Genomic DNA, 13,261 nt, shown 5'->3' with positions numbered 1-13,261 from the left:
TACTCCATTAGAATTTGATATCCACTCCAAATGTATAAGTGCGTGTGATATAGGTAGAAGCGCCTGCTTCAGGGTCCCATCCCGAAAGATAACTATCAAAGCAGTATGGATCATCGATATTGACGTACACCCGAAGTCCCTTGATTCCGACTTTAGAGACGATTTTTTTAGGAACTGTATAGCCAACGTTGATATTCTTTATACGCATATAGGCACTACTCTTGAGCCAGTAGTCCGACATTTTGTAGTTGTTGTATTCACCGCCCTGATGACTCAAACGGGGATAGCTGGCTGCCGCGTTCTGCTCTGCAGTATTATATACACTCCAATAATTACGGCTGCCATTGTCGTTCAGAAGGACTGACGGAGCCGGAAGCCATTGTCCCTGCATGGGGCGAATCATACTTTCGGTGAGGCGTGAAAGTTGTTTCCCGACACCATTGAAGAGTAAGGAGAAAGAGAGACCTTTCCAGCCCAAACTAATAGAACCTCCATATAGATAGTGTGGCAATGAGCTGCCAAGCACTACGCGGTCGTATGTCTCATTGATAATTCCGTCAGGAGTGCCGTCCGGACCGCTGACATCTACATATTTCACATCACCCGGTTTGGTAGAAGCCGAAAGCAGAGCGCTTTCACTGACTTCCTCTGCGGTCTGGAATAAACCAGCAGTCTTATATCCATACCAGGAGTTATATTCTGCGCCTTCGGTAATAATGGTACCATCGCTGTTAAACTGCTGCTTGCCGTTAAGATTATCTATTATAGACTTGTAATCAGAGATATTAAAACTTACCGCATAATTTACATCTCCGATACGGTCAGACCAGCCGAGTTTCACTTCCCAACCACGGGTATGCATTTTACCTACGTTCCTGTCAGGTGCCGAATAACCTGTAAACGACGGGATTGCCACTGACAAGAGCATATCTGTTGTCTTCTTATAATAATAGTCTGCGCTAAAGTCAAGACGATTGTTAAAGAAAGCGGCATCCACACCTATATCCCAGCTCTGTGTTTTCTCCCAATGGATATTCTCATACGCATAATCCTGTTGAGCGGCAGACATCGAAGATTGGGGCGTAGAACCTGCACTGTCATACATAATGGCATTATTGAACGAAATGTATGTCTGATAAGGATAATTTCCAATCCGCTCGTTACCGAGCGTACCGATAGAGGCACGGAACTTCAGATAGTTTATCGGGGTTATGTTTTGCATGAACTTCTCGTTAGAGATGACCCAACCCACCGATGCGGACGGGAAGAATCCCCAACGGTGATCCTTGTGAAAACGTGAAGATCCGTCTTCACGAGCATTGAGCTGGAGGTAGTAACGGCTGTCGTAATTATACATGACACGGCCAAAAAATGAACGGTATGCATTCTGATAAGAATTGCCGGCTACGGCAAGAGCATTCTTGTTCGCCAAATCAAGATAAGGGAAAGAAGACAAAGACATATCGTTGGTCGATCCCGACATCGTTTCATACGTATAACTATAATCTTCATAACCGACCATGGCATTGAAGTTATGTACCTTGCTGAAGGTCTTGTCGTATGTAGCGATGAATTGTTTCTCCAATGATTTGATGTTACGGCGTTCTTCACTTAGCGAATTGGAAGTATATCCTGAAACATATCCCAGCATAACATCGGTTTCGTATGCATCGTAAACAGGTATGGCTTTCTTCATCTCCTTGATCGAAACAGTTCCGACGGTAGGAGTCAGGTTGGCAGTAAGGGTCAAATCTTTTATGGGCTTATAGCTCAACGAGAATTTACCGGTCATTGTGTTGGATACGGTCTTCTTCTCTCCGCCTTCCAATAAGGCGGCAAGCGTATTGCTAAGACTGCCGTCTTTACCAGGACCAACACGGCCATCCGGATAAAGTCCCAAATAAATGGAAGGATACATATAAGCTGCACGAATCGGACTACCGGAAGTCGGGTCATTTTTCGTGGCATAACGTACCGAGAAATCGATAGAACCGGAGAGCTTATCACTAATCTTGAGATTATTACGCGAACGGATAGAGATTCTTTCGTGGTTTGAACCTTTATAGATAGCGTCGGCATTTTCGTAGGTAGCGGAAGTGTGGCTCTTGATTACCTTGTTGCCATACGTCATGGTCAAGTTGTGCTTATGGCGCATAGCAGTATTCGAAAGAATAGCGTCTTTCCAATCATAGATAGGATATTGAATGGGATCATACCTGTTGTTGGTAGCATAGTTGTCGATGTAGTCCTGTGAATAGTTGGCAAACTCGCCTCCCGCAGGATTACCGGCATCGTTCCACGACCATTCGTTATACATTGTCATGTAGTGATAAGGGTCGGTCAGGAATTTCGGAAATTCGGTAGGAGAAGACAACGAAATCTCTCCGTTATAACCGATCGAAAGTTGTCCCTCGGTTGCCTCCTTAGTCGTTATCAAGATAACACCGGCAGCAGCACGGGCACCATAGATGGATGCAGAAGCTGCATCTTTAAGTACAGTAATCTGCTGTACGTCTTCGCTTGCTATATTGTCGAGGCTACTGACCATCATACCATCGACAAGGATAAGCGGACTCGAATCAGACATTGTTGTCACACCACGCACCTGAACCGTAGCACTTGCCCCCGGCATACTGCTCGAACGGGTAACCGTCAGTCCCGGAATCAGTCCTTGCAAAGATTGTGAAAGTTGAGACGTGCTCTGTTTCTCGATAAGCGAACTGTTGATTACACCGACCGCACCTGTAAGATCTTTCTTTTTTACAGATCCATAGCCGATAACAACTGTCTCTTCAAGTTGTACAGCATCCTCTTTAAGTTTTATATTTACTACACTCTTACCATCCCACACCACAGTCTCGGTCACATAACCAAGATAACGGAATTCTATTGTATGGCCTGATTCAGCGCCATTGAGCGCATACTTTCCCGACATATCGGAGGTAGTACCTTTTGCATTGTCTTTATCGTGGATCACCACTCCGACAAGAGGACCATTGGCATCGCTAACGACACCCTTCATTACATTCTGTGCAAAAGCCAGATTGATTTGCAGGAAACATGCCAATAACAGGCTTAATATACTTTTTTTCATACTATTTATTCTACGATTTCAAGCAATACATGTTGGTTATACTCTTTGATTGCCGCACCTGTTTCAGGGTTACTTGGATGTTGCGCTGAAAAACGTGTCTGGCCGCTTGCATGTGTCCAGTCAATATATTTTCCGGCATATCTGGCACCACTAAGACATAAACGGCCTGCCTGTCCGAATCTTAGCACAATCTCATCCATATCCTTAGTCGTGGTAAATATTCCTTCGGCAGGGATATATGCGCCATTGTTACTGCTATCGAGCAACATTCCCGCAAAGTTGTAGGTAATAGTCGCCGAGTAATTGATAGGTGCACCCGACAGTGTCTCTGTCGCACTTTCCTGAAGAGTCGAAGTCGGAAGAGCCGGTTTCCATTCTTCTCCATCCTTGAACTCGATCATCCAGTAGTTGGAACACATCGTTCCTAATTTGGTCACAAAATAGAAGTGTATCTTGGTACCGGCAGGAATGGTCGTACCTTTCATATCCCCATAGACATACCAATAATCACCCGGAATAGCTCCTGATACATACGGGTCACCATTAGCACCCACGGCACGGCTGCATACGACTTTCTGCTCTACATAACCTGTCCGGTCACATGCCCAATACTCAATCTTACCACTTCCGGCACTCGGAGCAATATACTTGCCATTGGTTCCCGGGAATACCGATTGTGCCTCATCATCAGCAAATGTTCCACTTGTGTTGGCAGTTAAACTATTCAAGTCCCAATCAGCCAAAATGCCCGAGAAAGCATCTTGTACAAGAGTATAGGTATAGTCTGTATCATCCTGGATGGTTACCGTTACTTTAATTGTCCTTTTGGTAAATGTCTTGTTCTCCGGGAAAGTAAGTTTAATATCACATTCGCCTACCCCATTTGCAGGAGAAACGGTCACATCCGCATCTGTACACACAGCCTTCCACTCCTTATCTCCAAAGACTTTGAACGAAGATTCTGTTGTAGTTGCGTCAATCGATTCGGTGATAGGACTGATACCTTTCGGAACAATCATCTTTTGGGTAATAACCAGCTTTAGAGGAGTTACATCATCGCCAATGAAACGAATGGCACCGACACGTGAACTAGTCGATGAATTTTCAGAGACTTTGATTGTAAACTTAGTAATCTCACCTTGTGTCTCATGCGAATCAACAACTGCCCAATGGCTATCGCTTCCATCGGTCTGACAATCGTTATTGACTCTGTAATAGACATTAGATGAAAGGTCAACAGTGAAAAGCCCACCTTCTGCTTCTACATCAAGTGTCTTTGTCGCGAGTGTCATATACGGATCATCCGAGTTATGACAAGATGCAAAAAGCACAAGCGACACACTTGCAAACAATAACATCTTTAGATTCATTTGATTAGTATTTAGGGTTATTAATAATTGACTAGCTAGACATTTTCAGACGTCTTGCATATATAATTCTGTATATCACATAAGCAAGTATCATGGCAATCATCAGTACGATACTTCCTATCACAATTCCTTTGACCGCAAGAGTCTTCGGATCACCGGCAATAAGCAGACCTATCAGTAAGAGCGCAACGACACCAATGGTAATACAGAAGCAGTTAACAGCCAAATGCGAATAGATTAATACCGCTTTCTTCTCCTTTAATGTCGGTTCGCGATCGGCTTCAGGATCAGTATATTCACAAATGGCTTGATAACCATTGTCTTCATACTTTTTACGTGCCGACCAAACTTCCATGATTGCAAGGATAAGTACAGGAAGTACACAACCGGCAACTGACTCTATAAGGCTTGGACTAATAACGGAGGCGGGAATTATGACGCGAGCCATAATACCAACGAGCCAGGTAAGAATCATTGCAGAAATAAGTTGGTTGCCTGTCAGCCGCTTCGAGAACAGTCCCCATATCGACGGAATATATAAAGGACACATCACCATAGTAAGAAGGGTTACTACCACCTTTTCGGCACCTCCGGCAAAAGGAATGAGCATTGACAAGGCGATTATCACAAGTCCAAAGACAAATGTGAAGAGACGTCCTACCTTGATACGCTTTTTCTCATTTGCCTGACGGTTTTTCTCTTTGTGTCCCCAAATATCATAAGTATATACATTGGCATATACATTCAAAATACCCGAAACATTACTCAATGTGGCCGATAGCATCGCTGCCAACATCATGCCGACCATTCCTTTCATGAGCACGAGTTTGCTCATATTCACATAAGCGTGTTCGCCGTTGAAAGTCATTGTGGTTGCATCCAAATCAAGCGCAAGTCCGGGTTCCATCACACGATAAATCATGGTAGGAAGATACCAGATGAGAGGAGTGACGATATAAAGAATTCCGATTAAATAAGTACTCTTTTTTGCGTCTCTTGTAGTAGGCACGCTTATGTATCGCTGTACAAACGGCCAGTCACCGCCAATCATAGACACATTGAGAAATATCCACAGTAAAAGCCACCCCCATGTATAGGTCGGAGATGTGCCCGAGAAGAATCCCGGTATCTCACTGGCCTTATCAATAAATGCACTTACGCCTCCTACCGCGTTAAATGAAAGAGGTATCATAAATACAACCACGGCCAGAAGTACTCCGAACTGAATTACATCAGTCATTAGTACCGCAAGAAATCCTCCGGCAATGGTGTATCCAAGAGCGATGGCACCAAGGATAAGAAGCGCCCACCAAATACTTAGGTAACCCATCGGTGAATCACCCATCATACCCGTACTTGCAAAAATACTGCCACCATCAACTTTGATTAATGCACACATCACAACCGCTACCGCATACAGAGACACTGCCGTATGCACCGCACGGGCTATAATTCCTGAAATTGTGTAAAAACTCACCGTGCGGTGTCCGAACCGGATGGTAAGGAATTCTCCCGGCGATTTAATACGTAGCTCCCGCCATTTGCCCGAGATCCATTTACCGACAATAAACGATGCTATGCCAAGACAAAGTGCAACAACTACCGCAACAAGTCCCGATTTATAAGCAACGCCTCCCCAAACGACAAAGGTACTTGCCGAGAAGATAGTCATGTAGGAAGAGACTCCCGACAGCCACCACGAAGAATTTCGCCCGGCAATAAACATATCTTCGGAGTTTTTGATTTTCCGGGACATCACAACACTCACGGCAATCAGTCCGAGAAAGTAGAGTAAAATAATAATATAATCTAACTGTTCCATATTCTGGTTCTTCTTTATATAATTGCTCCAAGTTTCTTCAATTCCTCTATGAGATTGTGAATATCAGCCTTTTGTACGGTCACACCTGCCTTTATACATTGTGCGGCTGCTACTCCTGCGGCTTGTCCTACCCCCATACAACTTGCCTGAACGCGAAGTGACGCAAAGGAAGTCTTATCGGCACTAATACAGCGTCCCGCTACGAGCAGATTCGGAAAATCTTCAGCTATAAGAGCGCGATAAGGTACATACGCCGCTTTTTTAAGGAAAGTTACGCTCTGTTCCGCACCTGCAGCGACATGGATATCTATAGGATGTGCGCCGCGTGATATGCTATCAGGATACTTATAAGCATTCACATATTCTTCTGCTGTAATGGTATGTACACCTTTGATACGACGTGTCTCACGAATACCGGCATGTACGGCGACGGTCGTCACATAACTGTTTTTAAACTCTTCAAAGTTCTCTTTAAAGATTCGTGCTATTTTAAATACATCTTCCCGTAAGCGACATTCCGCTGCGGTAAAATTTCTATTATCGATGGCATTTCCTGCAGTACGGGTCATATTAACCGTTACTTCGCCCGGACGAAGAGTGGTGCAAAACCAAGGACCTCCAAACTCGGGGATGCCAAGCTTCTCTTTCATTGCTAGAAGTTTCTCACGAACTGCAATGCAATGACAATTCTGCCCTTGTTTATTATGGTGCATGGCATCAATTATCATGGGCGAATCTGTATCCACACCTCCTAATATAAAATAGGTGGAAAGAGGTTGCAGCGGTTTACATTCATCAGTTTGCATCGGAACACCCGCCATAGCGGCAAGGTCACCATCCCCAGTGCAGTCGATATACATATCGGCACTTATGGCCTCTGTCCCATTCTTATTCTCAAAGAAGATACAGGATATTTTGCCGTCTTTTGCCTGACAACCGCTTAAGTAAGAGTGCATATACATATCCACACCGGCTTCCAGTATCATTTGCTGGCATAAAAGCTTGTAAAGCTCCGGATCAAAAGCTACATTGCCAAGAGGTTTCTCAATGATACAGCCTCCCATCTTCTCCAGCCGTTCGATAAATTCCCATGGAATACCGCCTATCACCTTTTCATTATTATAGGTGAAAACACTCAAAGGAGTAACAAGCCCCATTGTAGCCATTCCACCTAAAAAACCATATTGTTCCACAACAGCAGTTTTCGCACCACTGCGAGCAGCCGCAATGGCCGCAATGAAACCAGCTGGCCCACCACCGCAGACAACTACATCGTAGTTGCCCACAATTGGAACCCGTTTCGAAATTTCTATACTTCGTACTTTCTTGTCCATGACCGTTTTTTATCCTTTAATTATTACCAATTCAAATAGATGGTAAACTTTGATGTGCTTTCGACCGCACTTATAAGAAAAGAGGTGTGTTTTCATAGTTCTTTTTCTTTAGTTCGACATCATGTTGATGTAGCAAAGATAAAGAACAAGAGCTTGAAAAAAAGTTTTTTCCTAACTCTTTTGCCTGCAAACGATTGCGGGAACGTTCCCAAAATCTGCAAACGTTACAAAAGCATTACACAAAGGCAAATGGGATTCGTATTTTACTCCAATATTAGGATTTATTGTTTGAAATCAATATCTTTGCTTTGATTTAAACAATCATTCAGCATGAAGTATATAACCATAAAAGACATCGCTCGACATTTGTCAATATCCGTCTCCACTGTATCTCGTGCATTGGGAGATGACAAGAATATCCGTAAAGAAACGAAAGAAAAGGTGATAGAAGCAGCTAAAAGATTGGGATATAGACCCAACCCTGTAGCAATCAACCTTAAATACGGACATACCAATACCGTGGGGGTGATCGTTCCTGAAATGGTTACGCCGTTTGCTTCACGAGTAATAAACGGCATACAAGAAGTGCTTCACACCAAAAATATAAAGGTGATTATTGCAGAGTCGGGAGGAGATCCGGAAAAAGAAAAAGAGAACCTGCAACTGATGGAAGGATTCATGGTGGATGGCATCATCATCTGTCTTTGCAGTTATAAAAGGAATAAGGAGGAATATGCTCGTTTACAGCAAGCGGGAATGCCTATGGTGTTCTATGATCGTATTCCCTATGGACTTGAAGTTCCGCAAGTAATAGTGGACGATTATATGAAGTCATTCTTTCTCGTAGAAAGTCTGATCCGAAGCGGACGCAAACAGATTGTTCATATACAGGGACCGGACGATATTTACAACTCCATAGAACGTGTCAGAGGATACAAAGACGCTTTGGCTAAATTCGGGATTCCTTTTGATAAGAATAATATGCTGATAAAAACCGGTATGACTTTTGAAGAAGGGAAAAAAGCAGCGGATATATTAGTGGAAAGAAATATTCCTTTCAATGCTATTTTCGCTTTTACGGAAACATTGGCTATTGGAGCTATGAACAGATTGAGGGAACTTGGAAAAAAAATACCCGAAGAAATCGCCGTAGCCAGTTTTTCAGGAACTGAACTTTCCAACATAGTCTATCCCAAATTGACTACAGTAGAACCGCCTTTGTACCAGATGGGGAAAAAAGCTGCCGAACTTATTTTAGAGAAAATCAAAGATCCGGCATCTCCCAATCATTCAATCGTGTTGGATGCGGAAATCAAAATGCGTGCATCGACGCCACGTTTGGAGGTATATTAATGACTTATCTACCAGATATTATATCTTAATACTTTCCTGAAAAACATACCGAAGTTACAAAAGTTTGCTGAATAGTAATCTTTTACGATACCAACAAAAAAGAAGAATTCAGATTTATATAGTTTTGAATCATTCAATGCTCTTTCTCTATAATACGTCCAATTCTTCCAGCTCCTTCACTTTTCTTCTGTATGGCCGATAAACAAGCAGTTTGTAGGTGAATAGCCGCCCCTTCACCTGCTCTTCATCGTGAATCAAATCAAATTGCAGCCTCCAGATTCCACCATTGAGTAAAATTAGTAAAGCTATTTCGTAATTAGTTTCAACCTTGTTTGAAACTAAAAGTTTCAAGGCGGGAAACACTTTGTTTCAAGTAGCGAAACGAAGTGTTTCTCGGTGTGAAACAGATTGTTTCAAGCCTTGAAACTATTTTTGAAACTACTCGCTACAGGTGAAGAGATGGTGAAATTGTTACTCTTCACCCGCAAACTCCTTATTCATCGAAGAGACAGAGAAAAGGTGAAAGAAGAAATAGAAAGATTGAAAATAAATACCCAGTAGAAAAATTTAATCGATTTTGTAATGATTCAGAATCGTACAAAAATGAATGACAATTCATTTTCAATTACTAATTCGCATTAATTTAAAATATACCATAATATTATAAGCAGGCTGTATTTGCTTCCTATGCAATACTCTACTTTCCCCTCCGTTCATAGCTAATTTAGGCTAAAAAGAACATTTTCTCCCGAAAAGTTTTTGTAATATCAGAGTTAATCGTATTTTTGTGTACAATTTTGGTGTAGTGATGACAGAAGAAGAAAAAAAGTTATTGAATTCCTTTGAAACGCAACTACGGCATTTGATTTATTTGCACGATGAACTTAAGCGTGAAAATGCCGAGTTGAAGAAGCTTCTCGAAAATGAAAAGCTGAAAAACGAGAAGGTACAAGCTCAATACGATGAATTGGAAGTCAGCTATACAAACCTAAAAACAGCTACGGCAATCAGCCTTAACGGCAGCGACGTAAAAGAGACGAAGCTGCGATTGTCAAAATTAGTGCGTGAAGTCGATAAATGCATCGCTTTGTTGAATGAATAAGAAGAAGATGTATGAACGATAAAATAAAGATAAACCTGCAGATAGCAGACTCAAACTACCCGTTAACCATCAACCGTGAGGAAGAACAAATGGTACGGGAAGCCGCCAAGCAGGTAAATATCAGGCTTAATAAGTATCGGGAAGTCTATAAAAATCTGGAACCCGAAAAAATTATTGCCATGGTAGCCTATCAGTTCTCGTTAGAGAGACTGCAATTGATGCAACGTAATGATACCAGCCCCTATGTGGAGAAGGTAAAAGAACTGACAGAATTGCTGGAGGATTATTTTAAGGAAAAATAAATCCCGACCGGCTATTCGCTGATAAGAGATAAAACAACCACGCACTGCACAATATCCAAGCAAAAATAATTGCTTTGATATTTGGCGGTGCGTTTTTATTTATATACTTAAATTAAATGTAGAATGATAGCAATAATAGCAACAGCAATTGCTTGCTTCATCGTAGGAGGAGTCCTTTCATATATACTATTCCGGTATGTACTGAAATCCAAATACGATAATGTCCTGAAAGAAGCGGAGACGGAAGCGGAAGTAATTAAGAAAAACAAGCTGCTGGAAGTGAAGGAGAAATTCCTGAATAAGAAAGCAGACCTTGAAAAGGAGGTAGCATTGCGGAATCAGAAGATTCAGCAAGCGGAAAACAAGTTGAAGCAACGTGAAATGGTACTTAGCCAGCGTCAGGAAGAAATCCAACGTAAAAAGATGGAAGCCGAAGCGGTAAAAGAGAATCTGGAAGCGCAACTTGTGATTGTTGACAAGAAAAAAGAAGAACTCGATAAACTGCAACAGCAGGAAATCGATAAACTGGAAGCAATCTCCGGATTGTCTGCCGAAGAGGCCAAAGAACGCCTGGTAGAATCACTGAAAGAAGAAGCTAAAACGCAGGCACAATCATTCATCAACGACATTATGGATGATGCTAAATTAACTGCCAGCAAAGAAGCCAAACGTATCGTTATCCAGTCTATCCAACGGGTGGCTACGGAAACTGCCATTGAAAACTCTGTTACAGTATTCCATATCGAATCGGATGAAATCAAGGGACGTATTATCGGACGTGAAGGACGTAATATCCGTGCTCTGGAAGCTGCTACCGGTGTTGAAATCGTTGTAGACGATACTCCGGAAGCAATCGTTCTTTCTGCCTTCGACCCGGTTCGCCGTGAAATTGCCCGTTTGGCCCTGCATCAGCTTGTGACTGACGGACGTATCCATCCGGCCCGTATCGAAGAGGTGGTAGCTAAAGTACGCAAACAGGTGGAAGAAGAAATTATCGAAACGGGTAAACGTACGACCATCGACTTGGGTATCCACGGTCTGCATCCTGAATTGATCCGTATCATCGGTAAGATGAAATATCGTTCTTCATACGGTCAGAACTTGTTGCAGCATGCACGCGAAACAGCCAATCTTTGTGCTGTGATGGCATCAGAACTGGGACTGAACCCGAAGAAAGCAAAACGTGCAGGTTTGCTGCATGATATTGGTAAAGTGCCTGATGAAGAACCAGAATTGCCACACGCATTGCTGGGTATGAAACTTGCCGAGAAATACAAAGAAAAACCGGATATCTGCAACGCTATCGGTGCTCACCATGACGAAACAGAAATGACCAGTCTGCTGGCTCCTATCGTACAAGTATGTGATGCCATCTCCGGTGCACGTCCGGGGGCACGCCGCGAAATCGTAGAGGCTTATATCAAGCGTCTGAACGATCTCGAACAGCTAGCAATGGCTTATCCGGGTGTAACAAAGACGTATGCTATCCAGGCAGGACGCGAACTCCGCGTTATCGTTGGTGCAGATAAGATTGACGACAAGCAGACAGAAAGCCTGTCAGGTGAAATCGCCAAGAAGATCCAGGATGAAATGACTTACCCGGGACAAGTGAAGATTACCGTCATCCGTGAAACACGTGCGGTAAGTTTCGCTAAATAACGTAACGATTCAAAAGAAGATTCATATAAGGGCGAAGAAATTCGCCCTTTTTTAATATCATAACTATGGGAAAGTATCAATTTGAGATTTGTACCAATTCAGTGGAAAGTTGCCTGGCCGCACAGGAAGGTGGAGCAGACCGTGTGGAACTGTGTGCCGGAATACCGGAAGGTGGAACAACGCCCTCCTATGGTGAGATCGCCATCGCAAGGGAAGTACTGACTCATACCCGACTACACGTTATTATCCGGCCTCGTGGAGGAGATTTTCTGTATTCGGATATCGAAATCCGGACAATGCTGAAAGATATCGAAATGGCGCGAAAATTAGGGGCAGACGGAGTGGTATTCGGTTGTCTGACAGCAGAGGGTGAAGTAGACTTGCCAGTAATGCAGAAACTAATGGAAGCGGCTCAAGGGCTATCTGTGACTTTTCACCGGGCATTTGATGTATGCCATAACCCGCAGAGAGCATTGGAACAGATCATCAAACTGGGATGTAACCGTATTCTGACTTCCGGCCAACAACCTACGGCTGAACTGGGAATCCCCCTTTTAGAAGAGTTACAGAAACAGGCTGCCGGAAGAATCACATTACTCGCCGGATGCGGAGTAAATGAAAATAATATCGCACGCATTGCCGCAGAAACCGGAATCAACGAGTTTCATTTCTCGGCACGTGAAAGTATTCAGAGCGAAATGATATTCAAAAATGAAGCCGTCTCCATGGGAGGCACGGTACACATCAACGAATACGAACGAAACGTAACTTCCATACGAAGAGTAAAAGAAACGATTGATGCCGCTTTACATGGATAAATATGGCAGCAAGGGATGAGATATCGTCTCATAATAGTACTAATACAAGACAGAAATGGTGAACATACAGCCTTCAAGCCTTTTGTTCACCATTTCTTTTTTTGCATCATTACCAACAGTATCTCAAGAAACTGTTATACTTTTATTTATGCGAATCAGTAGTTGAAATCACTAGCTGATTCAGTTAGTTAAATTGTTATTATTCAATTAATTATCTCATTTATTTATTTCTTAATCTCCTTGAAAATCAGTATGTTAGAAGAATAAAACCACTCATTATTCTAATTATGATTCCCAAGGAGAAAGAGCTAAAACTTATAAAAATATATATGTATATCTGCGATGTTTATCAGTCTTCACTGAAGTTCTACTGTCAGAGGTTCAGTAATAACGCTACACCGATCTTC

At 42.7% G+C, this 13,261-nt stretch carries 10 protein-coding genes; 5 read left to right on the top strand and 5 right to left on the bottom strand.

Translation table 11 applies throughout. The features are described 5' to 3' along the window. Positions 1–7: 7 nt before the first annotated feature. Genes HMPREF0106_RS14530 through HMPREF0106_RS14545 form a run of 4 tightly spaced genes read right to left on the bottom strand, consistent with a single transcriptional unit; the run spans position 8 to position 7,620 of the window. A complete protein-coding gene (locus HMPREF0106_RS14530) occupies positions 8–3,094 on the bottom strand; it encodes a SusC/RagA family TonB-linked outer membrane protein (RefSeq protein ID WP_004304773.1) in 3,087 nt (1,028 codons plus the stop codon). A 5-nt stretch (positions 3,095–3,099) separates the two neighbouring features. After that, positions 3,100–4,464, bottom strand: a complete 1,365-nt coding sequence (locus tag HMPREF0106_RS14535) for a BACON domain-containing protein (protein WP_009039731.1) — start codon at positions 4,462–4,464, stop codon at positions 3,100–3,102. Between the two features lie 31 nt (positions 4,465–4,495). Then, the gene (locus tag HMPREF0106_RS14540; RefSeq protein ID WP_009039730.1) at positions 4,496–6,286 is read right to left on the bottom strand and encodes a sodium:solute symporter family protein; all 1,791 of its coding nucleotides are present in this window, start codon (positions 6,284–6,286) and stop codon (positions 4,496–4,498) included. Between the two features lie 14 nt (positions 6,287–6,300). Further along, positions 6,301–7,620 carry an FAD-dependent oxidoreductase gene (locus tag HMPREF0106_RS14545; protein WP_009039729.1) on the bottom strand — a complete coding sequence of 440 codons (1,320 nt, stop codon included), beginning with the start codon at positions 7,618–7,620 and terminating at the stop codon, positions 6,301–6,303. Between the two features lie 330 nt (positions 7,621–7,950). On the opposite strand from HMPREF0106_RS14545, the gene HMPREF0106_RS14550 reads away from it, so the two are divergent. Next, positions 7,951–8,973 (top strand): LacI family DNA-binding transcriptional regulator, encoded by a 1,023-nt coding sequence (locus HMPREF0106_RS14550; RefSeq protein ID WP_004313409.1) that lies wholly within the window; start codon positions 7,951–7,953, stop codon positions 8,971–8,973. Between the two features lie 147 nt (positions 8,974–9,120). Here HMPREF0106_RS14550 and HMPREF0106_RS0124535 read toward each other — a convergent pair whose 3' ends face one another. Next, a complete protein-coding gene (locus HMPREF0106_RS0124535) occupies positions 9,121–9,324 on the bottom strand; it encodes a hypothetical protein (RefSeq protein WP_032811806.1) in 204 nt (67 codons plus the stop codon). A 436-nt stretch (positions 9,325–9,760) separates the two neighbouring features. On the opposite strand from HMPREF0106_RS0124535, the gene HMPREF0106_RS14555 reads away from it, so the two are divergent. From HMPREF0106_RS14555 to HMPREF0106_RS14570, 4 genes are all read left to right on the top strand, one after another. Next, the gene (locus HMPREF0106_RS14555) at positions 9,761–10,075 is read left to right on the top strand and encodes a hypothetical protein (RefSeq protein WP_004304743.1); all 315 of its coding nucleotides are present in this window, start codon (positions 9,761–9,763) and stop codon (positions 10,073–10,075) included. Between the two features lie 11 nt (positions 10,076–10,086). Then, positions 10,087–10,377: a cell division protein ZapA gene (locus tag HMPREF0106_RS14560; RefSeq protein WP_009039728.1), complete on the top strand. Its 291-nt coding sequence runs from the start codon at positions 10,087–10,089 to the stop codon at positions 10,375–10,377. A gap of 123 nt (positions 10,378–10,500) precedes the next feature. Continuing rightward, complete coding sequence (rny, locus tag HMPREF0106_RS14565) at positions 10,501–12,036, top strand: ribonuclease Y (RefSeq protein ID WP_004313412.1); 1,536 nt, start codon at positions 10,501–10,503, stop codon at positions 12,034–12,036. A 65-nt stretch (positions 12,037–12,101) separates the two neighbouring features. Next, positions 12,102–12,854 carry a copper homeostasis protein CutC gene (locus HMPREF0106_RS14570; RefSeq protein WP_009039727.1) on the top strand — a complete coding sequence of 251 codons (753 nt, stop codon included), beginning with the start codon at positions 12,102–12,104 and terminating at the stop codon, positions 12,852–12,854. Positions 12,855–13,261: the final 407 nt, after the last annotated feature.

Source organism: Bacteroides sp. D22 (genome assembly GCF_000163675.1).
GTDB classification, from domain to species: domain Bacteria; phylum Bacteroidota; class Bacteroidia; order Bacteroidales; family Bacteroidaceae; genus Bacteroides; species Bacteroides xylanisolvens.
This window is presented reverse-complemented; position numbering and strand designations above follow the sequence as displayed.

Excerpts from the sequence above, each read along its gene's own strand:
- HMPREF0106_RS14535 (WP_009039731.1), bottom strand. The coding sequence starts at position 4,464 with ATGAATCTAAAGATGTTATTGTTTGCAAGTGTGTCGCTTGTGCTTTTT.
- HMPREF0106_RS14550 (WP_004313409.1), top strand. The coding sequence starts at position 7,951 with ATGAAGTATATAACCATAAAAGACATCGCTCGACATTTGTCAATATCC.
- HMPREF0106_RS14570 (WP_009039727.1), top strand. The coding sequence starts at position 12,102 with ATGGGAAAGTATCAATTTGAGATTTGTACCAATTCAGTGGAAAGTTGC.
- HMPREF0106_RS14530 (WP_004304773.1), bottom strand. The coding sequence starts at position 3,094 with ATGAAAAAAAGTATATTAAGCCTGTTATTGGCATGTTTCCTGCAAATC.
- HMPREF0106_RS14560 (WP_009039728.1), top strand. The coding sequence starts at position 10,087 with ATGAACGATAAAATAAAGATAAACCTGCAGATAGCAGACTCAAACTAC.
- rny (WP_004313412.1), top strand. The coding sequence starts at position 10,501 with ATGATAGCAATAATAGCAACAGCAATTGCTTGCTTCATCGTAGGAGGA.
- HMPREF0106_RS14545 (WP_009039729.1), bottom strand. The coding sequence starts at position 7,620 with ATGGACAAGAAAGTACGAAGTATAGAAATTTCGAAACGGGTTCCAATT.
- HMPREF0106_RS14540 (WP_009039730.1), bottom strand. The coding sequence starts at position 6,286 with ATGGAACAGTTAGATTATATTATTATTTTACTCTACTTTCTCGGACTG.